Origin of the sequence: Rhizobium sp. TH135 (genome assembly GCF_002855515.1) — a bacterium.
In the GTDB taxonomy this organism is placed as follows: domain Bacteria; phylum Pseudomonadota; class Alphaproteobacteria; order Rhizobiales; family Rhizobiaceae; genus Allorhizobium.
Genome location: NZ_PKRP01000003.1, coordinates 466,039 through 490,814 on the forward strand (window position 1 = coordinate 466,039; position 24,776 = coordinate 490,814).

The window sequence follows — 24,776 nt, forward strand, 5'->3', positions numbered from 1 at the left end:
CTGATGATGTCCCTGATCGATGTGAAGCGGATTGTCGGCGCACAATCCGCCCTGACGCTCTCCCATGTGCCCGACGGCATGGATGCCTTCATCCTCGCCGAACTCGCGCGTCAGGGCCGCCCTGTGGCCTACATCGTCTCCGACGGCCAGCGGCTGCAGAACCTCGAACAGACGCTCGGCTTCACCGCGCCAGACATCCCGGTCTTGAGCCTGCCGGCTTGGGACTGTCTGCCTTACGACCGCGTATCTCCATCCGCAGACGTCTCCGCCCGCCGCCTTTCGGCGCTGTCAGGCCTGATTGCGCTCTATCTCAATCCGCACCCGGCGATCGTTCTCGTCACGGTCAATGCCATGCTTCAGAAGGTAGCACCGGCGGATGTGATCGATAGCCTTGGTTTTTCGGCCAAGCCCGGCAACCAGGTGCGCATGGATGACATTGCCGCCCGTCTTGAGCGCAACGGCTTTGATCGTGTCGCAACCGTACGGGAAGTCGGCGAATTCGCGGTCCGCGGCGGCATCCTCGATGTTTTCGTACCCGGTGCAGAAGAGCCGGTGCGACTGGATTTCTTCGGCGATACGCTCGAATCGATCCGCTCCTTCGATCCGGCGAGCCAGCGCACCATTGGCCAGATCCGCTCGCTTGATCTGAACCCGATGAGCGAGGTGACGCTGACGCCCGAGAGCATCAGCCGCTTCCGCAAGAACTACCTGTCGCTGTTCGGTGCCGCGACCCGCGACGACGCCCTCTATGCCGCTGTCTCCGAGGGTCGGCGTTACGCCGGCATGGAGCATTGGCTGCCGATGTTCTACGACAAGCTGGAAACCACGTTCGATTATCTGCGCGGCTTCCGTATCGTCACGGATCATACCGTACGTGAGGCAGCCGACGAGCGCGCCATGCTGATCCGCGACTATTACGAGGCGCGCCTCAACTCCGCCACGCCTGGCAAAGGCCATCTCGCGCAGGGCACGCCCTACAAGCCCGTCCCGCCGGAGCGGCTCTATCTCGGCGCCGGCGAGTTCGGCAAGTCGCTTGATGCCTTCGACCCGATCCGCATTACCCCCTTTGCAGAAGCCGGTGGCGAAAGCCGTTTGGTCATCGAGGTCAATGCCCGCCCGACCCCGCGCTGGGCGAAGAGCGCCAACGAAGCCAGCGAAGAAGGCAATCGCGCCAACGTCTTCGGCCAGGCCGTTAGCTATATCGCCGATAAGCGCGCAGCTGGCGTCAAGGTCATCGTATCCGGTTGGTCGGAAGGCTCGCTCGATCGCCTGCTGCAGGTCCTGAACGAACATGGCCTGGAAAAACTCGTTCCAGTCGCCGCCCTGAAAGACGTCGACAAGCTGAAGAAGGGGGAGGCGGGCACCGCCGTCCTCAGCCTCGAAGGCGGCTTCGAGACAGACGGTCTCGTCATCATCGGCGAACAGGACATTCTCGGCGACCGCATGGTCCGCCGCTCCAAACGCCGGAAGCGCGCCGCCGACTTCATCTCGGAAGTCGCAGGCATCGACGAAGGCTCGATCGTTGTGCATGCCGAACACGGCATCGGCCGCTTCGTCGGCCTGCGCACCATCGAGGCGGCCGGTGCCCCGCATGCCTGCCTCGAACTGCGCTATGCCGACGATGCCAAGCTCTTCCTGCCGGTCGAAAACATCGATCTGCTCTCGCGCTACGGCGGCGAGGCAACCGAAGTGCAGCTCGACAAGCTTGGCGGCGGCGCCTGGCAGATGCGCAAGGCCAAGCTCAAGAAGCGCCTGCTCGACATGGCAGGGGCCCTGATCCGCATCGCTGCCGAACGTATGACCCGCTCTGCACCTGTGCTAACGACCCAGGAAGGCCTCTACGACGAATTCGCAGCCCGTTTCCCCTATGACGAGACGGAAGACCAGGAAACCGCGATCGAATCCGTTCGCTCCGACCTCGGCGCCGGTCGCCCCATGGACCGCCTCGTCTGCGGCGACGTCGGCTTCGGCAAGACTGAAGTGGCACTGCGCGCCGCCTTCATCGCCGCAATGAACGGCATCCAGGTCGCCGTTGTCGTGCCGACCACGCTGCTCGCCCGCCAGCATTTCAAGACCTTTTCCGAACGCTTCCGGGGCCTGCCGATCCGCGTCCAGCAGGCCTCGCGCCTTGTCGGCACCAAGGAATTGAACCTCGTAAAGAAGGAAGTCGCCGAGGGCAAGACCGACATCGTCGTCGGCACCCACGCGCTGCTCGGTACCGGCGTCAACTTCGCCAATCTCGGCCTGCTGATCATCGACGAGGAGCAGCATTTCGGAGTGAAGCACAAGGAGCGTCTGAAGGAACTCAAGTCCGACGTACACGTCCTGACGCTCTCTGCCACGCCCATCCCGCGCACGCTGCAGCTGGCCATGACCGGGGTGCGCGAACTCTCGCTGATCACCACGCCGCCGGTCGACCGCATGGCGGTCCGTACCTTCATCTCGCCCTTTGATCCGCTCGTCATCCGCGAGACCCTGATGCGCGAGCATTATCGCGGCGGCCAGAGTTTTTACGTCTGCCCGCGTCTCGCCGATCTCGCGGATGTGAAAAGCTTCCTGGATGAGAACGTGCCCGAGCTGAAGGTCGCGGTCGCCCATGGCCAGATGGCAGCCGGTGAACTCGAAGACATCATGAACGCCTTCTATGAAGGCCGCTACGATGTGTTGCTCTCCACCACCATCGTCGAATCCGGCCTTGACGTGCCCACAGCCAACACGCTGATCGTCCACCGCGCCGACATGTTCGGACTGGCCCAGCTTTACCAGATCCGCGGCCGCGTCGGACGCTCCAAGGTCCGCGCCTTTGCGCTCCTGACGCTCCCGGTCAACAAGGTGCTGACCACGGGCGCCGAACGCCGCCTGAAGGTTCTGCAGTCGCTCGACACGCTCGGCGCCGGTTTCCAGCTAGCGAGTCACGACCTCGACATCCGCGGCGCCGGCAATCTGCTCGGCGAGGAACAGTCTGGCCACATCAAGGAAGTCGGCTTCGAACTTTACCAGCAGATGCTGGAAGAGGCGGTCGCCGAAGTGAAGGGCGTCGACGAGATCCACGACACCGGCTGGTCACCCCAGATCCAGGTCGGCACGTCAGTGATGATCCCAGACGATTACGTACCCGACCTGCACCTGCGCCTCGGCCTTTATCGCCGCCTCGGTGAAATCAACGAACTGGGCGAGATCGATGCCTTTGGCGCCGAAATGATCGACCGCTTTGGCCCCATGCCCGTCGAGGTCCAGCATCTGCTGAAGGTCGTCTACATCAAGGCGCTCTGCCGCAAGGCCAATGTCGAGAAGCTTGAAGCCGGCCCCAAGGGCGTCGTCGTCCAGTTCCGCGGCAAGCAGTTCCCGAACCCGGCAGCGCTCGTCGGCTATATCGCCAAGCAGGGCGCGATGGCGAAGATCCGCCCCGACCACTCGGTGTTCCTCACCCGCGACCTGCCGACACCGGAAAAGCGGCTGTCAGGTGCTGCGGTGGTGATGACGCAACTGGCGGAACTGGCGAAAGCTGGTTGAGGCGAGGGAGGGGCCGTTGAAGCCCGGCCTCGTTCAAGTCTCGGACTGTTCCGGCTTGATCGCCAGAGCCGCATCGCCCTTGCCGGCCACCGGCGGCGGAAGCGGCGTATCGCGCTTGCGCTCGCGGATCAGCGTCAACAGGCCAGAGCCAACGATCAGCACGATGCCGATGCCCATTGGCCAGTCGACCTTGTCGCCAAAGACGAGATAGCCGAGCAGAATGGCCCAGAGCATCTGGCTGTACTGGATCGGCCCGACGATCGGGGCCGGGGCATAAAACGACGCCAGCATCATGAAGATATTGCCGACGGCAGCCAGCAGGCCGAAAGCGGCAAGCAGCATCAGGTCATAGCCGCCAGGCGCCTGAAAGTCCGGCAGGGAGAAGGCCGCACAGATGATGACGCTACCAAGCAGGCCCGCGCCATAAAGCGAGATATTCTTTTCCTGCGGCCCCATGGCGCGGAAGATGATGATCGTCACAGCGCCGGCAAAGCCCGAGATCAGCGCTGCCAGATGCCCGATCTCCAATTCGCGAAAACCCGGCCGCAAGACCACGAGCACGCCGAGGAAACCGATCAGGACGGCTGCCCAGCGCTTCATGCCCACCTCTTCCTTGAGGAAGATCACCGACATGATCGTCGCAAAGCTCGGCAGCAGGAAGATCAGGCAGAAGGCCTCGGCCATGGAGAGTTGGGTAAAGGCAATGATACTGCCGACCGTCCCGACAGCAGAACAGACAAAACGCAGCCCCCAGAGCGGCCAGTTGGTGCTGCGCACCAGATCCGTATAGCGGTCGCCGCGCTTCATCAGGAAGGGGATCGCGACGAAACCGAACAGGCTGCCGATAAATCCGGCCTCGAAGGCAGGCACGCGGCCTTCCACCATCTTCACGGCGGCATCACTGAAGGAATAGGCGGCAAAGCAGATGAAGGCGAAGAAAACGCCTTTGAGGGTGGTATCGGCGGACAATGTGATGATCCCGGGGAGGAGGTTACCTCACCGGGATACGAGTGTTCGTTACAACCGTCAATTCAGATTGCGCAGGGCCTCGGCCTTCGCCTTGGCGATTTCGCGCAAGGCATTGGCAAGCTCCGCCGGCGGCTGGGCACCGCTTACGGCATATTGCTGGTCGAAGATGAAGAACGGCACGCCGTTGACGCCCATCTGTTTGGCGGCTTCGACCTCGGACAGCACATGGTTCACGTCGGCATCGCCTCCCAGCAGCGATTCGATCACGGGACGCGACAGTCCGGCCTCGGTCGCAATGTCGAGCAGCACGGCTGCGTCACCGATATTGCGGCCCTGTTCGAAGTTGGCCTTGAACAGCAGATCGACCACGCGGGTCTGCGTCTCCCGGCTTTCCTGGCCGGCCCAATGGATCAGCCGGTGCGCATCGAGCGTGTTCGGCCCGATCTTGATCGCCTCGAAATCAAAGGCGATGCCGACCTCGGCGCCGAGCGACTTCAGATGCGCATGCGCCTGGTCCATCTTGTCCTTGCCGCCGAGCTTTTTCGCCAGTTCGACCTGATGGTCGACGCCTTCAGGCGGGTAATCGGGATTGAGCTGATACGGGCGCCAGTTGATGTCGACACTGACCTCGTCCTGCACCTCGGCAATCGCGAGCTCCAGCCGGGCCTTGCCGAGATAACACCAGGGGCAGACCACGTCGGATACGAGGTCGATGGTGATGCGGTCCATGAGGGTGTCCTTTCCTGGCAGAGATATGCCCGTCACTTAAAGCAAAGCGGGCCGGAGACAAGCTCCGGCCCGAAAACACAGCGTCAAACGCTTAGGGGTTACTGGACGCGCGCGTCGAACCAGGTCGGGCGCTGATAGCCGTAGAGCGGCGCGGTTTCCGGCCGTCCGATATGCTTCCAGCGCGCCACCCACTGCTCGCCGATATGGTAGAGCGGAACGACATAGTGTCCGGCAACGAGCAGCCGGTCATAGGCCCGCACGGCAGCCTGGAAATCCGCCGGCTCGCGTGCCTGCAAAAGCGCTTCCATCATCCGGTCGATGTCAGGATCGGCAACACCTGCATAGTTGAAGCTCCCCTGAGCGTCCTTGGACTCAGACCCCCAGCGGTTGACCTGCTCGGCGCCCGGCGACAGCGACGAGGTGTAGGACTTGATGATCATGTCGTAGTCGAAGCTGTTGGAGCGCGCCTGATACTGCGCGTCGTCGACGGTGCGGATCGCCATGTCGATACCGATCAGTTTTAACGTCCGCTGGAAGGCGAGGGCCATCTTCTCTTGGCCTTCGTTCTGCGTCATCACCTCGAAGGCAAGCGGTTTGCCGGAGGCATCCAGCATCTTGCCGCCCTGGATCTTGTAGCCGGCCTCGCTGAACAGCTTCACCGCCTTGGCCAGCGCCTTGCGATCGCCGCCAGAGCCGTCTGTCGCGGACTGCGTATAGGTGCCTGCCAGGATTTCGGGGGACAGCTTGTCCTTCGCCGTGCCCAAGAGCGCCAGCTCTTTCTCGTCGGCGGCATTGCCGAAGGCACCGAGCGCCGAGTTCTGCCAGTAGCTCTGCGTGCGAGTAAACGCGTTGCCGTAGAGCGTCTTGTTTAGCCACTCGAAATCGAAGGCCGTGTTGATCGCTTCGCGCACCTTCACGTCTGCGAAGATCGGACGGCGGGTGTTAAAGACGAAGCCCAGCATGCCCGCTGGCAGGCCCGGCTTGAAAGCTTCCTTCACGACATCGCCATTCTGCGCTGCCGGGAAATCATAGGCCCGCTGCCAGTGATTGGAATCACCGTCCGGATAGATGTCGATCTCGCCCTTCTTGAAGGCCTCGAACAGCGTCGCTTCCTGCAGGAAATAGGTGACCGTGATCTCGTCGTAATTGTCGAAGCCGATCTTCGAAGGCAGGTCCTTGCCCCAGTAATCGGTGTCGCGCGCCCAGGTCACCTTCTCGCCGGGTCGCAACTCCTTGATCTTGTAGGGACCGGATCCAACTGGAATGGCGAGCCCACCCTGGTCGAAAGTGGCAGGATCGATCGCATGCTTCGGCAGGATCGGCGTGGCGGATGCAAAGATCAGCGGCGTCTCGCGATTCGCCTTATCATTGAAGGTGAACTTCACCCCGTGCTCGCCAACCTTCTCCATTGTGGCGACGGCATTGAGACGACCGTTAAAGGGCGGACGGCCCTTGTCGCGCAGCAATTCGAATGTGAAGATCACATCCTCGGGCGTCACCGGCTTGCCGTCATGCCACCGTGCCTTGGGATTGAGGTTGAACTGCACATAGGTCCGGTCAGCATCCCATTCCACGGTTTCGGCAAGTAGACCATAGAGCGTGAAGGGCTCGTCGGCGGAGCGCGTCATCAGCGGCTCGTAGAGCAGGTTGCCGAATTCCGGGTCCCAGACGCCGCGCGCCGTAGTCCGCATGCCCTTGAGCACGAAGGGGTTGAGCGCATCATAGGTGCCGACGACACCGTAATTGACCTTGCCGCCCTTTTTCACATCCGGCTTCACATAAGGGAAATGCGTGTAATCGGCGGAGAGTGCCGGTTCGCCATGCATTGCGATACCGTGAACGGGCTCCGCCTGGGCGACGGTGGCAAAGGGCAGCAGGCAAAGGCTAAACAAGAGACGGCGCAAGATCTCGGTCCTCCCGGGGATATGGAATCTGCAAAGTGCGCGGACGCTAGCACAATCACCATAAAACCAACACAAGCGGGTGGGATTTAGACGAGGTGAGTCGATCCGGCGTCAAAGAAACGCTGGATATTCCGGCCGCCACAATGTAACAGGTGAGCCGGAGCGCCGGGTCATGTATTTGCCTCATTTGAACGACAGGTGAGGGCAGACAAGACAGGCGAATGACGCGGCATCGAAGTCCGCGCGACAGGGGTTTTCAGGAGACGGAATACGTATGATGTTCAAACTTAGCAACGCAACGCGGACGGCTGTGTCTGCACTCGCATTGTCCTTCGCCGCTGCCGCCATGCCGGCTGTCGCGCAGGCCCAGGAAGCCGCAGCCGCTCCCTCCGAGGCGAAGTGGTTCAAGACCTGCGCCAAGCAGGAAGAGTCCGACGTCTGCGTCGTCCAGAACCAGCTCGTTGCCGCCAATGGCCAGCTGATCACGGCCGTTGGCCTGATCACGGTCGAAGGCAAGGTCAACCGCAAGCTGCTTCAGGTCACCGTTCCCTCGGCGCGTCTCATCCCGCCGGGCGTCCTGATGCAGATCGATGGCGCCAAGGGCACCAAGCTCGACTACGCCGTCTGCCTGCCCGACCGCTGCACGGCTGAAATCCCGCTGACGGATGCAATCATCGACAGCCTGAAGAAGGGTGGCGAGGTCGTCTTCACCTCGATCAACTTCCGCCGCGCGCCGAACCCGATCAAGATCCCGCTGACCGGCTTCACCGGCGCCTTCGATGGCGAAGCGATGTCGCAGTCGCAGGCCGAAGAGCGCCAGCGCCTCCTGCAGGAAGCCATGCAGAAGAAGCAGGAAGAGCGCAACAAGGCGATCACCGACGCCCAGAACGCTGCCAAGCAGGGCAACTGATCTCCTTCAAGGCATTGAATAACAAGAAGCCCGCGTCGAAAGACGCGGGCTTCTTTGCTTCGTGGTATCTGCTGGATGTCAGTGCGCGAAGTTCATCTTCGGCTTGTAATGGCCGCTCTGCTGCGGCTCGAAAATCTGCTGGATCTGCGGATTGCGCAGCGGCTCCTGGCTCCGGTCGCGCTCGAGGTTCTGCTCGGACACGTAGGCCACATATTCCGTCTCGGAATTCTCCGCGAGCAGATGATAGAAGGGCTGGTCCTTGTGAGGCCGAACTTCGGCCGGGATCGCATTCCACCACTCCTCGGAATTCGCGAATTCCGGGTCAACATCGAAGATCACGCCGCGGAACGGAAAGAACTTGTGCCGCACGACGTCCCCGATACCAAATTTAGCGCTTCGTTGTTTCATGGTTTGACTTCCTTTCCCTGTCATATTTGGGAAGAAAGCCCGGCAAAATCAAGGGATGGTGTGTGACGTCATTGTCACCTGCGACACCTAGCCTGCTTTGCGCCTCGGTGCGGTCGCAAGAATGAGGCCGCCGGTCACCAGCACAATGCCGACTGCATGATAGTGCTCGAAGCGCTCTCCGAGGAAGATAACAGCCATCAGGATCGACATGGGCGGCATCAGGTAAAGCGTCATGCCCGCAATGCCCGGCCCGAACACCTGAACCGCATGTTGAAAGCAATAGAAGGCCGCGAGCGAAGCGAAGAGAATGATGCCCGCAAGCTTGGCAAACTCCATGCCCGTATCCGGCAGAAGGCCGCCGCCGGCGATCTCGATCAGACCGGGCGGCACCAGCACGATCGAGCCTGAAAGTGCCAGCAGAGCAAACAGCGGGAGCGGTGGCATCTCGCGCACGGACGGACGCCGCAACAGCAGCGAATAGGCCGCAAAGGCAATGGCCGCCACCAGGATCGCCAGATCCCCGATGTTGAAGGTGAGCTCCAGCAGCGCCTCCGGATGCCCTTTCAGAACGATCGCCACGACCCCGGCAAAGGCAATCACCATGCCCGCCAGTTCCCGCCGCGTGATCGCGCGCTTTTGAAACAGCCACTGGAACAGGATGATGAACAGCGAGGATGTCGTGTAGATCAGCGTCGCGTTGGAGGCGGTGGTCAGCGTCAGCGCCCAATAGACCACGCCGCCACAGATGCCCATGCCGAGAATGCCGAGCGTCAGCCAGAGCGCTGTATGACGTCGCACGAAGGTGAGGCAGGCCTGCCGCTCCTGCCAAATGAAGGGCGACATCAAAATCGCTGCCCCCACCCAGCGCAGCAGCGCCGTCGTGAATGGCCCGACCTCGCCGGTGATGCCACGCCCGAAGATCAGGTTCGACGAGAAGAACACCGGCGCCAGCAGGAAGAGCGTCCAGTCATAGAGGCGCGGCGAGGGCGATTGCGGGGAGGCCGGCATGGAAAACCGTGACAACAGAGGAGGGATGACCACTGCTAGCGCGACGGTGCCCGGGGCGAAAGCGCGATTGCCAACAATTGGTACCATTCGAAACTAAAAACGCCGGCGGAGCGATCCGCCGGCGTCTGATGAGTGACCCGAAAAATCAGGCCGAGTAGTACATATCGAATTCGACCGGATGCGGGGTCATTTCGAAGCGCATGACTTCCTGCATCTTCAGTTCGATGAACGAATCGATCTGGTCGTCGTCGAACACGCCGCCGGCGGTCAGGTACTTGCGATCCTTGTCCAGGCTTTCGAGCGCTTCACGCAGCGAACCGCAGACGGTCGGGATCTTCTTCAGTTCCTTCGGCGGCAGGTCGTACAGGTCCTTGTCCATGGCCTTGCCCGGATGGATCTTGTTCTTGATGCCGTCGAGACCTGCCATCAGCATGGCGGCGAAAGCGAGGTAGGGGTTCGCGGTCGGATCCGGGAAGCGGACTTCGACCCGCTTGGCCTTCGGGTTGGAGCCGAAGGGGATACGGCACGAAGCCGAACGGTTGCGGGCCGAGTAGGCGAGCAGAACCGGCGCTTCATAACCCGGGACCAGACGCTTGTAGGAGTTGGTCGACGGGTTGGAGAAAGCATTGATCGACTTGGCATGCTTGATGATGCCACCGATAAAGAACAAGCAGCTTTCCGACAGACCGGCATATTCGTCGCCGGCGAAGGTCGGCTTGCCGTCCTTCCAGATCGACATGTGCACGTGCATGCCCGAGCCGTTATCGCCGAAGATCGGCTTCGGCATGAAGGTCGCGGTCTTGCCATAGGCATTGGCAACCTGATGCACGACATACTTGTAGATCTGCATCTTGTCGGCGTTGCGCACCAGCGCGTCGAACTTGATGCCAAGCTCGTGCTGGGCAGCCGCCACTTCGTGGTGATGCTTTTCGACGACGACGCCCATTTCGCCGAGAACCGTCAGCATTTCGGAGCGCATGTCCTGCAGGCTGTCGATCGGCGGAACCGGGAAGTAGCCGCCCTTGACGCGCGGACGGTGGCCGAGGTTGCCGGTCTCGTAATCGGTGTCGTCGTTCGACGGCAGTTCGGTCGAGTCGAGCTTGAAGCCGGTGTTGTACGGATCGGCCTTGTACTTGACGTCGTCGAAGACGAAGAATTCGGCTTCCGGGCCGACGAAGACCGTATCGCCGATACCAGACGCCTTGAGGTAGGCTTCGGCCTTCTTGGCGGTGCCGCGCGGATCGCGGTTATAGGCTTCGCCGGAAACCGGATCGAGGATGTCGCAGAGGATGACCATCGTCGACTGGGCGAAGAAGGGGTCCATGTGCACGGTGGCCGGATCCGGCATCAGCACCATGTCGGACTCGTTGATGGCCTTCCAGCCAGCGATCGAGGAGCCGTCGAACATGACGCCATCGGCGAACATGTCTTCGTCGACACAGGCAATGTCCATCGTCACATGCTGCAGCTTGCCCTTGGGATCGGTAAAGCGCAGGTCGACGAACTTGATGTCGTTGTCCTTGATCTGTTTCAGGATATCGTTTGCGGTCGTCATATTTTTATGTTCCTCGCGTGAGCAGACGATTTAAACCCGACCTCCCTAAGTGTCGGGTCCGAGTTAGATGGCGTCGATGCCGGTTTCGCCGGTCCGGATACGGACGACTTCTTCGACATTCGACACGAAGATTTTTCCGTCGCCGATGCGGCCCGTCTGGGCTGCATTGCGGATGGCGTCGATGACGGCCTCCACGTTCTCGTCGGCCAGTACCACTTCGACCTTCACCTTGGGCAGGAAGTCCACGACATATTCGGCGCCGCGATAGAGCTCTGTATGGCCCTTCTGGCGACCGAAGCCCTTGGCTTCCGTCACGGTGATACCCTGCAGGCCGACTTCCTGAAGGGCTTCCTTCACTTCGTCGAGCTTGAAAGGCTTGATGATCGCTTCGATCTTTTTCATGAGAAAATTTCTCTCCGCTTCCTCAGTAAAGCAGGATGAGCCCCGCCCGCCGGGCTGGATGCATGGAATGTGCCAGTCTTTCGCGAAAATTACGCGAAAACCGCCGCCTCCTCCATCCGACCGGGCAAATCTCCAGCAAATTGGCCGGAAAAGCCAGCCCGTTTCGATCAAAATAACGATTTTGGCCAATCTTTTTTAATTGCGCGGCCGCAGCGTAACCCCTTGCGGTCTTTGCGTTATCCCGAATGGATAAGGGCATAAAAGGTGCAAATGCATATAAAGTAAGCAATTGGCTCTGCCCAAAATCGTGCATCATTGCGCAAGGCTTGGAATATGCTCTAACCTCTGCGCATGAACCACGGCACTCCGGAAATCCTGCTTTCCCCATCGGCTATGGCGCGCGTCGATCTCGCCGCGGCCCGGTCGGGCATAGACAGCTTCGCACTGATGATGCGGGCTGGCGAGGCTGTGGCCGCAGCAGCGCTCCGCCTCTATCCGCAGGCGCTGCGTTTCGTCGTCCTCTGCGGACCGGGAAACAATGGCGGAGACGGATATGTCACGGCCTCGGCGCTCGCGCGGGCAGGAGCGGACGTCGTCGTCTACAGCCTCGCGGATGTGGGCGTCCTCAAGGGCGACGCGGCCAAGGCACAGATAGTCTGCGGCCTCCCGGTCGCAGCCCTCGACGTCTTTAAGCCGCTTGCGGGAGACGTCGTCATCGACGGCCTCTTCGGCGCCGGCCTGACCCGAGATGTCCCGCAGATCGTGGGGCAAACGATCGCCGCCATTGAGGCAGTCGGTCTTCCAGTTCTGGCGATCGATCTTCCCTCGGGCATTGATGGCGCAACAGGCGGCATTCGCGGTGCTGCGTTCAAAGCGGCCCATACCGTCACCTTCATGACGCGCAAACCCGGCCACCTTCTTCTTCCGGGGCGAATGCACTGCGGTGACCTCGACGTCGTCGACATCGGTATTCCCCGACGGATCGTCGAGGCCGAGGCGGGCAAGCTCTGGGTCAACGGTCCCCATATCTGGGCTGGACAGGACAAGGCAGTCTCGGTCCAGGATCACAAGTATCGCCGCGGCCACCTGACGGTCTTTTCCGGACCGGAAACAGCAACCGGGGCGGCAAGGCTCTCCGCCAAGGCGGGATTGTCCGCCGGGGCCGGCCTTGTCACGCTGGCATCCCCGGCCTCAGCCTTGGCAATCAATGCCGGACATCTGACGGCCGTGATGCTGTCGCGCCTCGATACCGTTGCCGACCTCTCTGCCTGGCTGGCCGACACCCGCCGTTCGACCTTCGTGCTCGGCCCGGGTTTCGGCGACCTCGACCGGGCCCGCCGCTTCGCCGTGATGGTGGGCGAAGCCGGTCGCAGCCTCGTTCTGGACGCCGACGGCATCTCCGCCTTCAAGGACGCTGCCGATCAGTTGTCATCAGCATTCCAGGATGGTGAGCCGCGACTGGTGGTGACGCCGCACGAAGGGGAGTTCGCTCGGCTCTTCCCCGACGTCGCGTCGGATACCACGCTGGGCAAGCTGGAAAAGGCCTTAGCCGCCGCAAAGGCGCTGGGCAGCATTGTCGTCTATAAGGGTGCGGATAGCGTCATCGCGGCGCCCGACGGGCGCGCTGCGATCGAGGAAAAGGCGCCGGCAACTCTGGCCACAGCCGGCTCGGGCGATGTGCTTGCCGGCATCATCGGTGCCAGACTGGTCAATGGCATGCCGGCCTTCGAAGCGGCCTGCGCCGGTGTGCATCAGCACGGCCAGGCGGCCTTGAGGGCAGGGCAGGGAATGACGGCAGAGGAGCTTGTGGCGCATGTCCGCCCGGACTGAAGGCCCATCCGAGGCCTAAAGTTCCGCCGGCTGCACCAGGCGGCTGCGCCGCAGCAGACCTTCCCCTTCCAGAAGCGGATAGGCGATCGATACGAAGAGCGAGTTGATCTCCTTCAGGTCCCGCATGGTGTCGATATGCAGCGAGCTCGATTCGAAGCTTGCGGCATTGCCCTGGCGCAGGCGCTGAAGATGGCTTTCCTCGCTGGTCTTCACCAGGCCGCGGATGGCCTCCTTGCGGGCGACGAGCTGGCGCGCATGTTCCAGATCGCGGGTGACCAGCAGGTTGAAGGCAAGATGCGCATTCTGAACCACCTCATTGTGCATGGCGCAGAGTTCGGCCCAACCTTCCGCCGAAAAGGCAACATTGCGCTCGCTCTTCTTGCGCGCCCGCGTCAGCATGTTCTGCGAGATGATATCGGCCGCCTGTTCGATCTTGATCGTCGCACCCAGAAGGTTCTGGCACTGGGCGGCCGAGGTCTGGTCGAGCGCCGTCTCTGAGATGCGGGCGAGGTAGAATTTGATGTCGCGATGGATCGTATCGATCTGGTCGTCGAGCGTCGCTATCCGCTCCATCTTCTTTGCGTCCCAGCGTTCGAACAGGTCGAATATGCCGTTCAGCATGACCTCCGTCTTGTCGCAAACCGCAAGAACCTCGCGTGTGGCGTTGGAGATCGCCTGCTGCGGGTTGGAAAGATCAACGACATTGAGCGCCGAGAGCCGGTCATCATTGGCGGCACGATCCTCCGACCGCGCCAGGAGACGCTCAATCATACCGGCAACGAGACCGGCAAAGGGCAGGCCAAGCACCAGCACGGCGCCGTTCATGGCGAGGTGAACGAGAACGACGGCATCCCCGGGCTGGGAAGAGAAGACGGCCGGGCTGACAGAAAAGGCGAACTGACCGCCAAGCGCCACGAGCGTCATCATCCCCCGAATCACGACATTGCCCAGCGGCACGATCCTGGCATTCGGCTCGGCATTCTTGGTGAGCAGCGCGGCGATGATCGCGGCCCCGAAATTGATGCCCAGCACCAGCGGGATGATCAGGGCATCCGGCAGCAGATGCTTGTCGGCCAGCGATGCGACAAGAAGAACCGCAGCGACGCTCGAATGGAATGACCAGGCAAGCAGCGCCGCAAGCACGAAGGCGCTGATCCAGTCGCTGGCGAGATAGTTGAACAGGATCGGCAGGATGCTGCTATCGCGCAGCGGTTCGGACGCTTCACCAATCAAGCGCAGCGACAGGAGCAGCAGGCCAAGGCCGAACAGGATGCGCCCGATCTGTCGCCAGCCGCGCGCTTCCGATGTCCGAAACGCGATCGTGCCAGCCAGAAGCAGCACCGGCACAAGCAGCGACAGATCATAGCGCAGGATGCGGACGACAAAGGCCGAGCCGAAATCGGCGCCGAGCAGCGTTGCCACCCCGATGGCCGGCACGACATAGCCGGCCGCAGAAAACGAGGCGACGATCAGCGCCACCGCCGTCGCGCTCTGCAGGGCAACGGCAAACAGGAATCCGGCAAAGGCCGCCGAAAACCGGTTGCCAACCGCATGCCGAAGCTTGTCCTTCAAAACGCCGCCATAGGCGCGTTCGATCCCGGTGCGGACCATGCGGGTCGCCCAGAGAAGCAGCGCGACTGCGCCGGCAAGATGAATGAAGACGGCGATGCCCGACATGGAAGTGCCCCGAACTCTCATATTCTGGACGCGCACGTCCAAAGAGGGGAGCATGCCGGCCCAGCGCGCAGAAATGACCGCGACTCTGCGACCGAGCCTAGTCCAGTTTCGCCAATGTCACAAATTGATGACAGGCAGGAAGCCGGGAAGGTCAGTCGATCCGCTTCTTGAGCTCGATCGCGCCCTTCGGCGCATTCACCTTGCCGCCCGATATGAAGAAGGCAAAGACATCGCGCGGCTCCTTCGTCGCCGGCTTGTCCTTCGCGATCAGGTTCAGGTCGCCGGGTACGTCACCAGCAGCATAGGTCTTGAACCGCTCGCCCCAGGCGTCGATTTCCGCAGGCGGATAGCAGGTCGGTGTCTCGTCGGTTCCCTTCTGCAGCCGGGCATAGACAAAGTCCGCCGTGGGATCGGCAAACATCGGATAGTCGTGATGGTCGGCACACACGGCCGCCACCCCATGCCGGCGCAGCATGTCGATGAACTCCGGCACCAGAAAGCTCTCATGCCGGGGCTCGACCACGTGACGAAGCGGCTGCCCGTTCAGTGTCTTCGGCAACAGGCCGAGGAAGGCCTCGAAATCGTCAGCGTCGAATTTCTTCGTGCCCATGAACTGCCACAGGATCGGCCCGAGATGGGCGCCGAGCTCCTCGATGCCCTGATGCAGGAACTTCTCCACCGACGGCCCGGCCTCGGCCAGGATCTTGCGGTTCGTGCAGAACCGGCTGGCCTTGAGCGAAAAGACGAAATCCTCCGGCACCTCCGCCGCCCACTTGGCAAAGGTCGCCGGCTTCTGGCTCGAGTAATAGGTGCCATTCACCTCGATCGCGGTCAGCTGCCGGCTGGCATACTCCAACTGGCGCTTCTTCGGCAGATCGGACGGATAAAAACTGTCGTCCCAAGGATCGAACGTCCATCCCCCGATGCCGGTGCGGATAGTGCCGGATTTGGTCATGAAATGCCTCTTGCTTGATAGAGTTAGGTAATTGGCTAAATCAAAACAAACCGTGCAGACGGCAGACCGTCTTCTGTCCGGCCAGCGGCGGATCACTCCGCCGCCTGCACCTTCTTCACTGGCCGCCGCTGCAGAAGCTCCTTCAGGAACTGCCCCGTATAAGACGCCTCGACCTTCACCACCTCTTCCGGCGTACCCTGGGCCACGATCTGGCCGCCGCCATCGCCGCCTTCGGGGCCGAAATCGAGGATATAGTCAGCCGTCTTGATGACCTCGAGATTGTGCTCGATGACCACGACGCTATTGCCCTGATTGACCAGTTCTTGCAGCATTTCCAGAAGCTTGGCGACATCGTGGAAATGCAGGCCGGTTGTCGGCTCATCGAGGATGTAGAGTGTGCGGCCTGTCGAGCGCTTCGACAGCTCCTTGGCGAGCTTGACGCGCTGCGCCTCGCCGCCCGATAGCGTGTTCGCCTGCTGGCCGACCTTGATATAGCCGAGGCCAACATCGAACAGCGCCTGCAGCTTGTCGCGCACCGCCGGCACTGCCTGGAAGAACTCGACACCTTCCTCGACCGTCATATCGAGCACATCGGCGATCGACTTGCCCTTGAAGGTCACGTCCAGCGTTTCGCGGTTGTAGCGCTTGCCATGGCATACGTCACAGGTGACATAGACATCAGGCAGGAAGTGCATCTCGATCTTGATCACGCCATCGCCCTGGCAGGCCTCGCAGCGGCCGCCCTTGACGTTGAACGAGAAGCGACCCGCCTGATAACCCCGCGCCTTGGCTTCCGGCAGACCGGTGAACCAGTCGCGGATCGGCGTAAACGCGCCGGTATAGGTCGCCGGGTTGGAACGCGGCGTGCGGCCGATCGGCGACTGGTCGATGTCGATGACCTTGTCGATGAATTCAAACCCGTCGATGCGCTCGTGTTCGGCCGGGTTTTCACGGGCACCCATCACACGGCGGGCGGCCGCCTTATAAAGCGTCTCGATGAGGAATGTCGACTTGCCGCCACCGGAGACACCCGTCACTGCCGTGAACACGCCGAGCGGGATCGAGGCCGTCACGTTCTTCAGGTTGTTGCCCTTGGCGCCAACCACCTTGATCTGCTGGCCCTTCTTCGGCTTGCGCCGCTGCGCCGGAACGTTCACGCCCATTTCGCCCGTCAGGTATTTGCCCGTCAGCGATTTCGGATGCGCCATGATGTCCTGCGGCGAGCCTTGCGCGATCACCTGGCCGCCATGAATGCCGGCCGCCGGACCGATATCGACGACATAGTCGGCGGTCAGGATCGCATCCTCGTCATGCTCGACGACGATCACGGTATTGCCGATGTCGCGCAGATGCTTCAGCGTATCGAGAAGCCGCGCATTGTCGCGCTGGTGAAGCCCGATCGACGGCTCGTCCAGCACGTAGAGAACACCCGTCAGGCCCGAACCGATCTGCGACGCCAGCCGGATGCGCTGGCTTTCGCCGCCCGACAGCGTGCCGGAATTGCGCGACATTGAGAGATAGTCGAGACCGACATCATTGAGGAAGCGCAGGCGCTCGCGGATTTCCTTGAGAACACGGACCGCGATCTCGTTCTGCTTGTCGGTAAGCTTCGCCGGCAGGTCTTCGAACCAGGAGCCTGCATTGCGGATCGCCATGTTCGTCACCTGGCCGATATGCAGCCCGTTGATCTTGACCGCGAGAGCTTCAGGCTTCAGGCGGAAGCCATTGCAGGCCGGGCAGGGGGCCGCCGACATGAAGCGCTCGATTTCCTCGCGCGCCCAGGCACTGTCGGTCTCCTTCCAGCGCCGCTCGAGGTTCGGCACGATGCCTTCGAAGGTCTTGGTCGTGGTGTAGGAGCGGGCGCCGTCGGCATAATGGAAGTCGATCTTTTCCTCTGTGCCGTGCAGGATTGCCTTCTGCGCGGCGTCCGACAGCTCCGACCACTTGTTCGTCAGCTTGAACCCGAAGGCTTTGCCGAGCGCTTCAAGCGTCTGGTTGTAATAAGGCGAGCTGGACTTGGCCCAGGGCGCGATGGCGCCATCATTCAGCTTGCGATGCACTTCCGGAACGATCAACGCCTCGTCGATCTTCTGCTGGCTGCCGAGACCGTCACAGGTCGGGCAGGCGCCGAAGGGATTGTTGAAGGAAAAGAGCCGCGGCTCGATTTCGGTGATGGTGAAGCCGGAAACCGGGCAGGCAAATTTCTCCGAAAACAGTACGCGCTCATGCGTCTCGTTGAGTGACTTGTTGGCGGAGCCACCGGCCGAAGTCTCCTGCGGCGGAAGCGGCTTGTCGGCATATTCTGCGACCGCCAAACCATCGGCGAGCCGAAGGCAAGTCTCCAGACTGTCCGCCAGGCGGCTGGCGATGTCAGGCCGCACCACGACACGGTCGACCACCACGTCGATATCATGCTTGTACTTCTTGTCGAGCGTCGGGGCCTCGGCGATCTCGTAGAACTGCCCGTCGATCTTGACGCGCTGGAAGCCCTTCTTCATCAGCTCGGCGAGTTCCTTCTTGTACTCGCCCTTACGGCCGCGGATCATCGGCGCGAGGATATAAAGACGCGTGCCTTCCTCCAGCGCCAGGATCCGGTCGACCATCTGGCTCACCGTCTGGCTCTCGATCGGCAGGCCCGTGGCCGGCGAATAGGGAACGCCAACGCGTGCGAACAAAAGGCGCATATAGTCGTAGATTTCGGTGACCGTGCCGACCGTCGAACGCGGATTGCGCGAGGTCGTCTTCTGCTCGATCGAGATCGCCGGCGACAGCCCCTCGATCTGGTCGACGTCAGGCTTCTGCATCATCTCGAGGAACTGCCGCGCATAAGCCGATAGGCTCTCGACGTAACGCCGCTGCCCTTCGGCATAGATCGTGTCGAAGGCAAGCGACGACTTGCCGGAGCCGGAAAGCCCCGTCATCACGATCAGGCTGTTGCGCGGCAGATCGAGGTCGATGCCCTTGAGATTATGCTCGCGCGCGCCACGGATAGAAATGGTCTTGAGTTCGCTCATGTCAGGCTCTGATCTGCAAAGAGAAGGGGACTGTTCCTGGGAGAACTGTCCTTATGTAGTCAACGAAGCTCCCGAGTCGAGGCGCAAGGCGCCCCCACGGCGGAATTTCGATTCTGTTGACAGGATCATAGAGAAAGACTAGAACAAATAAAGAACATTTTCGCTGTGGATTTAAGACCGTCACCGCCCAATCGCTGAAGCGGATGGGATAAGGTGGCATTTGATTGGATTTTGAACGCCGCGGCGGCGCGGCAGTAAGGTGAGTGTCATGGCTGGTAGCGTCAACAAGGTCATTCTGATCGGTAATCTCGGAGCCGATCCCGAAATCCGCCGGACCCAGGACGGACGGCCGATCGCCAACCTGCGCATCGCGACTTCGGAAAGCTGGCGCGACAAGAACAGCGGCGAGCGCAAGGAAAAGACCGAATGGCATTCGGTCGTCATCTTCAACGAGGGCCTGTGCAAGGTCGCCGAACAGTATTTGAAGAAGGGCTCGACCGTTTACGTCGAAGGCCAGTTGCAAACCCGCAAGTGGCAGGACCAGACGGGCGCCGATCGTTACTCGACGGAAGTCGTCCTGCAGGGCTTTAACGGCAACCTGACCATGCTCGGGGGGCGCGGTGATGGCGCTGGCGGCGCGCGCGGCGGCAATGACTTCGGCGGCGCCGATTACGGCGGCGGCGGCGGCGGTGGTTACGACGGCGGCTACGGTTCGCCTGCACCGTCGCGTGGCGGTTCCTCCGGTGGTGCAAGCCGCGGCGGCAGCGCCCCTTCCGGCGGCTTCTCGCGCGATCTCGACGACGACATCCCGTTCTGAGCGGGCGGGTTCCGCCGAACAAACCACACCTGGATTTCCCGGACGCCCTGCTCATGCGGGGCGTTCGCCGTTTCAGGAGGGGAGATCCGCGTCTAGTCGCTCAGGTCGTCGCGCAACCGCTTGAGATCGGCCTCGATCGGCAAGGCTTTTTCGGCACGTGACAGAGCAAGGGTGGCCTGGCGCCGTGCTGCGGCCCGAAAATCCGATCCTCCGAGGCGCGATAGCGCTGAGAGGCTTTTCTGCAGCCGAAGCTGAACCTCGACCTGGGCTGCGCCGTCCCGGGCGATCATCATGAAAGCGTCTTCGAAAAGGTCGTCAGCCGTCAAAGCCGGTACGAAGACGCGGGGGAACTGAGGCTCCTGGTCCTCGACGGGTTCGGCCCATGTGCTGAGCAGCCGGGTGGCGCGCCCGATGACATCGATCGCCGTACCGGGATCATTGACCGCCGGAGACAACGCGCGCTGCGCGGTCTCGCTAAGCACGACCAGTCCGAAACGGGGATCCTGATCAAAGTCGCGTTCATTGCCGATCGTTACGGCGCGTCGCAAGGCATCCTCCGGCGCGATGTCGTCCTCCGGCACAGCAGTCACCGACGTAAAATAGGCGATGGTGCTGTCGTCATAGACAAAAGCGCCGGGGTTGACGCTGAGGTGGATCTCACCGCCGCTCCGCTCGGCAAGCGTTGAGAGTGCCTGCATGTCGATGTGCTGGACATAGCCGATAGAGCCGGCCTTCACCGGCGTCATGCCATCAGCATCTTTGCCCTTTCTGTCCTGCAGGGGGCTGCCGCCCAGATAAGGGTTCTGCCGCCGCGCCTCGATTGCCCGTGCTGCCGCATCTTCGACCCGGCTTGTCGTCTCGCCGACACGCCCGAGCGTGGTCAGGTGATCTATCCAGCGCAGCAATTGGAAGACGATCAGCGCGATAACGCCGATCGTAACCACGAAGAGGATGACGCGGCCCCGGTCGCCATAGGCGCCGGTCTGCAGCACCACGATGCCGACAATCCCGTAGAGAAAGGAGCCCACGAAGGTCGAAAGCACGTTCTGTGTAACGGTGTCTTCGATCAGCAGCTTCGTTGCGCGCGGCGTGACATTGCTGGTCGCCGAACCATAGGCCGAGGTCATCGCGCTCAGCGAAAACGTGGTCACGGCCAGCATGCTGGAGGCGATGATGTTGAGGATTGTATCGACCGAGTCGGCCTTGATCGATCCCGGGATCTCGAAGGGGACGAAACGCTCTGCAACGGCTGCCAGCACCGCCGCCAGCACGCCGATCGCACCGATGGCCGAAGCGCGCACCCAGAGCCGCCGGCTGAATTGCTTCAGGATGAATCGCAAGCGGCTCGAGACGGCTGGATCTTGTGTCATACGGGTTTCCTCAGCCGATGAAGGCAGATTTCACCCCGTCAACGACGAACTGGACAGAAAGTGCCGCAAGAAGCACACCGAGCAGGCGCGTCAGCAGCGCCCGGCCGGTCACGCCCAGGAAGCGGTTGAGGCGCTCGGCAAGGTAAAGCGAGACAAAGACGAGGCAAAGCACCACGCCAATGACCGCAACCAGCTGCAGCTTGCCGATCCATCCGTCCATGGTGCCCGAGATCAGCACCGTGGCCGAAATCGCACCCGGACCCGCGATCAGCGGGATGGCGAGCGGGAAGACGGCGAGGTTGTGGATGTGATCCTTGGTGATCGCATCATCCGTGGTCTTCTCCTTACGCTCATTGCGCTTCTCGAAGATCATCTCGAAGGCAATGGCAAACAGCATCAAGCCGCCGGCGATGCGGAAGGCGCCCATGGAGATCCCGAGCGCGCCGAGAATGGTGGCGCCGAACAGCGCAAACACGGTGAGGATCGCAAAACCCATGACCGAGCCGCGCACCGCGACCTGCTGGCGCTGCGCCCGCGTCATGCCTTGGGTCAGGCCAAGAAACAGCGGCGCGAGCCCCGGCGGGTCGACGGTGACCAGCAGGGTGGTAAAGGCGCTGATCATCGTGTCTGTCATGGCCATGGTGTCGAATTCTCCTGTGCGAAGGCCCATAAAGCCGAAGCCTTGGTGGGCTTGCAAGGCTGAGGCCCAAGATATTGAGAGAAATGCCTTTCCGCAGCCGCAAAAGCCTGTTTATAACCAGCCTCGAAATTGGCGCGCGCGCGCGTGTTCCGCTATAAATTTCCCAGTGATTCCGAACAAAGATCGTGACCTGATTTGACTGATCAAAGCACTCCCGGCGGCGGCAAGTTCCCGCAAGGCATCGAGCCTATTTCCATCATGGAGGAAATGCAGCGGTCCTATCTCGATTACGCGATGAGCGTTATCGTGAGCCGCGCACTTCCCGACGTGCGTGACGGGCTCAAGCCCGTCCACCGCCGTATCCTTTACGGCATGAATGAGCTCGGGCTCGACTGGAACAAGAAATACGTCAAGAGCGCCCGCGTCACCGGTGACGTCATGGGTAAGTATCACCCGCATGGCGACTCCGCGATCTACGACGCGCTGGCCCGTATGGCGCAGCCATGGTCGCTGCGCATGCCGCTGATCGACGGTCAGGGCAATTTCGGTTCCGTTGACGGCGACCCACCGGCCGCCCAGCGTTACACGGAATGCCGCCTAGAGAAGGTCTCGCACGCGCTGCTCGACGACCTCGACAAGGAAACGGTCGACTTCCGCGACAACTACGACGGCACCATGTCGGAGCCGGTCGTCGTTCCTGCCAAGTTCCCGAACCTTCTGGTCAATGGCGCCGGCGGTATCGCCGTCGGTATGGCGACCAACATCCCGCCGCACAATCTTGTCGAAGTGCTCGACGGCTGTACGGCGCTGATCGAAAATCCGGCCATCGAGCTGCCGGAACTGATGCAGATCATCCCGGGCCCGGATTTCCCGACCGGTGCCATGATCCTTGGCCGCTCCGGCATCAAGTCGGCTTACGAGACCGGCCGTGGCTCCGTCGTTATGCGCGGCGTCGCCCGCGTCGAGCCGATGCGCGGCGACCGCGAACAGATCATCATCACCGAGATCCCCTATCAGGTGAACAAGGCGACGATGATCGAGAAGATGGCCGAACTCGTGCGCGAAAAGCGCATCGAGGGCATCTCGGACCTGCGCGACGAATCCGACCGCGAGGGTTACCGCGTCGTCATCGAGTTGAAGCGCGACGCCAATGCCGATGTCATCCTGAACCAGCTCTATCGCTATACCCCGCTGCAGACCTCCTTCGGCTGCAACATGGTGGCGCTGAATGGCGGCAAGCCGGAGCAGCTCACTCTGCTCGACATGCTGCGCGCCTTCGTTTCCTTCCGCGAGGAAGTGGTCAGCCGCCGCACCAAATATCTGCTGCGCAAGGCCCGTGAGCGCGCCCATGTCTTGGTCGGTCTGGCGATTGCAGTTGCCAACATCGACGAAGTCATCGCGCTCATCCGCAAGGCGCCGGATCCGGCGACCGCCCGCGAACAGTTGATGACCCGCCGCTGGCCGGCCCATGACGTGGAATCGCTGATCCGCCTGATCGACGATCCGCGCCACCGCATCAACGACGACCTGACCTACAACCTCTCGGAAGAGCAGGCCCGAGCCATCCTCGAACTGCGTCTCGCCCGCCTGACGGCTCTGGGTCGCGACGAAATCGACGAGGAACTGAACAAGATCGGCGCCGAGATCTCTGACTATCTCGACATCCTGTCGTCGCGCGTTCGCATCCAGCAGATCGTCAAGGACGAGTTCAGCGCAATTCGTGATGAATTCGGCACCCCGCGCCGGACCCAGATCGTCGACGGCGGTCCTGACATGGACGACGAGGACCTGATCGCCCGCGAAGACATGGTCGTGACGGTGTCCCATGCTGGCTATATCAAGCGCGTTCCGCTGACGACCTACCGTGCCCAGCGTCGCGGCGGCAAGGGCCGCTCTGGCATGGCCATGAAGGACGAGGATTTCGCAACCCGTCTGTTCGTAGCCAACACGCATACGCCCGTGCTGTTCTTCTCCTCGCGCGGCATCGTCTACAAGGAAAAGGTCTGGCGTCTGCCGATCGGCACCCCGACCTCGCGCGGCAAGGCGATGATCAATATGTTCCCGCTGGAGCCCGGCGAGCGCATCACCTCGATCATGCCACTGCCAGAGGACGAAACGAGCTGGGGCAACCTCGACGTCATGTTCTCGACGACCCGCGGCACGGTTCGCCGCAACAAGCTTTCCGACTTCATCCAGGTCAACCGCAACGGCAAGATCGCGATGAAGCTCGAGGAAGAGGGCGACGAGATCCTCGGCGTCGAAACCTGCACGGAGCACGACGACGTGCTGCTGACGACCGCACTTGGCCAGGCAATCCGCTTCCCCGTCGATGAAGTCCGCGTCTTTGCCGGCCGCAACTCGATCGGCGTGCGGGGTCTGACCCTGGCAGATGGCGACCGTCTGATCTCGATGACCATTCTCGGCCATGTAGATGCCGAGCCATGGGAACGCGCGGCCTATCTCAAGCGCTCCGCTGTCGAGCGTCGCGCAAGCGGCGTCGAAGAGGACGATATCGCACTGGTCGGCGAAGAAGTCGCCGAAGAGGGCGAGCTGCAGGAAGACCGCTACCAGGAACTCAAGGCACGCGAACAGTTCGTGCTGACAGTCTCGGTCAAGGGCTTCGGCAAGCGCTCCTCGTCTTACGACTTCCGCACCTCCGGTCGTGGTGGCAAGGGTATCCGCGCCACCGACACGTCTAAGACGGCGGAAATCGGCGAGCTGGTTGCGGCCTTCCCGGTCGAGGAAAAAGACCAGTTGATGCTCGTCTCCGACGGTGGCCAGCTGATCCGCGTACCGGTGAACGGCATCCGTATCGCAAGCCGCGCGACCAAGGGTGTGACCATCTTCTCGACCGCCAAGGACGAGAAGGTCGTATCGGTCGAGCGTATCAGCGAGCCGGAAAGCGATGAGGACGTCGTTGAAGCTGCAGAAGGCGTTGAAGGCGAGGGCATTGCTGCCCCGATCGCAGATGCCGGCAGCGAAACGCCGACGGAATGATCAAGAGCCGGCCCTCCGGGGCCGGCTTCAAACAACCGAATGAATAACGAAAAGCCCGTCGGACAATGTCCGAGCGGG

At 61.8% G+C, this 24,776-nt stretch carries 17 protein-coding genes; 5 read left to right on the forward strand and 12 right to left on the reverse strand.

Annotated features, from left to right (window positions below; genetic code table 11):
* The first annotated feature begins 3 nt into the window (after nt 1–3).
* Nucleotides 4–3,513 (forward strand): transcription-repair coupling factor, encoded by a 3,510-nt coding sequence (gene mfd / locus C0V73_RS11240; RefSeq protein WP_102020070.1) that lies wholly within the window; start codon nt 4–6, stop codon nt 3,511–3,513.
* 33 nt (nt 3,514–3,546) lie between these two features.
* Here mfd and C0V73_RS11245 read toward each other — a convergent pair whose 3' ends face one another.
* From C0V73_RS11245 to C0V73_RS11255, 3 genes are all read right to left on the reverse strand, one after another.
* Nucleotides 3,547–4,482 carry a DMT family transporter gene (locus tag C0V73_RS11245; protein ID WP_102020071.1) on the reverse strand — a complete coding sequence of 312 codons (936 nt, stop codon included), beginning with the start codon at nt 4,480–4,482 and terminating at the stop codon, nt 3,547–3,549.
* 57 nt (nt 4,483–4,539) lie between these two features.
* The gene (locus C0V73_RS11250; RefSeq protein WP_102020072.1) at nt 4,540–5,211 is read right to left on the reverse strand and encodes a DsbA family oxidoreductase; all 672 of its coding nucleotides are present in this window, start codon (nt 5,209–5,211) and stop codon (nt 4,540–4,542) included.
* Nucleotides 5,212–5,309: 98 nt separating this feature from the next.
* Complete coding sequence (locus C0V73_RS11255; protein ID WP_102020073.1) at nt 5,310–7,115, reverse strand: extracellular solute-binding protein; 1,806 nt, start codon at nt 7,113–7,115, stop codon at nt 5,310–5,312.
* Nucleotides 7,116–7,389: 274 nt separating this feature from the next.
* On the opposite strand from C0V73_RS11255, the gene C0V73_RS11260 reads away from it, so the two are divergent.
* Nucleotides 7,390–8,025 (forward strand): invasion associated locus B family protein, encoded by a 636-nt coding sequence (locus tag C0V73_RS11260; protein ID WP_102020074.1) that lies wholly within the window; start codon nt 7,390–7,392, stop codon nt 8,023–8,025.
* Nucleotides 8,026–8,103: 78 nt separating this feature from the next.
* Here the strand turns inward: C0V73_RS11260 and hspQ are convergent, their stop codons facing one another.
* From hspQ to C0V73_RS11280, 4 genes are all read right to left on the reverse strand, one after another.
* Nucleotides 8,104–8,433, reverse strand: a complete 330-nt coding sequence (hspQ, locus tag C0V73_RS11265) for a heat shock protein HspQ (RefSeq protein ID WP_102020075.1) — start codon at nt 8,431–8,433, stop codon at nt 8,104–8,106.
* 87 nt (nt 8,434–8,520) lie between these two features.
* Complete coding sequence (locus tag C0V73_RS11270; protein ID WP_102020076.1) at nt 8,521–9,441, reverse strand: DMT family transporter; 921 nt, start codon at nt 9,439–9,441, stop codon at nt 8,521–8,523.
* Nucleotides 9,442–9,586: 145 nt separating this feature from the next.
* Nucleotides 9,587–10,996 carry a type I glutamate--ammonia ligase gene (gene glnA / locus C0V73_RS11275; protein ID WP_054149214.1) on the reverse strand — a complete coding sequence of 470 codons (1,410 nt, stop codon included), beginning with the start codon at nt 10,994–10,996 and terminating at the stop codon, nt 9,587–9,589.
* 63 nt (nt 10,997–11,059) lie between these two features.
* Complete coding sequence (locus C0V73_RS11280) at nt 11,060–11,398, reverse strand: P-II family nitrogen regulator (RefSeq protein ID WP_006727717.1); 339 nt, start codon at nt 11,396–11,398, stop codon at nt 11,060–11,062.
* Nucleotides 11,399–11,749: 351 nt separating this feature from the next.
* Between C0V73_RS11280 and C0V73_RS11285 the strand changes: the two genes are divergently transcribed.
* A complete protein-coding gene (locus C0V73_RS11285; RefSeq protein ID WP_102020077.1) occupies nt 11,750–13,228 on the forward strand; it encodes an NAD(P)H-hydrate dehydratase in 1,479 nt (492 codons plus the stop codon).
* 15 nt (nt 13,229–13,243) lie between these two features.
* Here C0V73_RS11285 and C0V73_RS11290 read toward each other — a convergent pair whose 3' ends face one another.
* The 3 genes from C0V73_RS11290 to uvrA all read right to left on the reverse strand — a co-directional run bounded on the left by C0V73_RS11290 (nt 13,244) and on the right by uvrA (nt 18,874).
* Nucleotides 13,244–14,905, reverse strand: coding sequence for a Na/Pi cotransporter family protein (locus tag C0V73_RS11290; RefSeq protein WP_172450128.1), 1,662 nt, complete (start codon nt 14,903–14,905; stop codon nt 13,244–13,246).
* Between the two features lie 151 nt (nt 14,906–15,056).
* Nucleotides 15,057–15,860 (reverse strand): DUF72 domain-containing protein, encoded by an 804-nt coding sequence (locus C0V73_RS11295; RefSeq protein ID WP_102020078.1) that lies wholly within the window; start codon nt 15,858–15,860, stop codon nt 15,057–15,059.
* Between the two features lie 92 nt (nt 15,861–15,952).
* On the reverse strand, nt 15,953–18,874 hold the full coding sequence (gene uvrA / locus C0V73_RS11300; RefSeq protein ID WP_102020079.1) for an excinuclease ABC subunit UvrA: 2,922 nt from the start codon (nt 18,872–18,874) through the stop codon (nt 15,953–15,955).
* 268 nt (nt 18,875–19,142) lie between these two features.
* Between uvrA and C0V73_RS11305 the strand changes: the two genes are divergently transcribed.
* Nucleotides 19,143–19,691, forward strand: a complete 549-nt coding sequence (locus C0V73_RS11305; RefSeq protein ID WP_102020080.1) for a single-stranded DNA-binding protein — start codon at nt 19,143–19,145, stop codon at nt 19,689–19,691.
* Between the two features lie 92 nt (nt 19,692–19,783).
* Here the strand turns inward: C0V73_RS11305 and C0V73_RS11310 are convergent, their stop codons facing one another.
* Both C0V73_RS11310 and C0V73_RS11315 read right to left on the reverse strand, forming a co-directional pair.
* Nucleotides 19,784–21,061 (reverse strand): DUF2254 domain-containing protein, encoded by a 1,278-nt coding sequence (locus C0V73_RS11310; RefSeq protein ID WP_172450129.1) that lies wholly within the window; start codon nt 21,059–21,061, stop codon nt 19,784–19,786.
* A gap of 10 nt (nt 21,062–21,071) precedes the next feature.
* Entirely contained in the window at nt 21,072–21,701 is a 630-nt protein-coding gene (locus tag C0V73_RS11315) for a MarC family protein (RefSeq protein WP_102020364.1), read from the reverse strand.
* Between the two features lie 195 nt (nt 21,702–21,896).
* On the opposite strand from C0V73_RS11315, the gene gyrA reads away from it, so the two are divergent.
* Nucleotides 21,897–24,698: a DNA gyrase subunit A gene (gene gyrA, locus C0V73_RS11320; RefSeq protein WP_102020081.1), complete on the forward strand. Its 2,802-nt coding sequence runs from the start codon at nt 21,897–21,899 to the stop codon at nt 24,696–24,698.
* Nucleotides 24,699–24,776 lie beyond the last annotated feature (78 nt).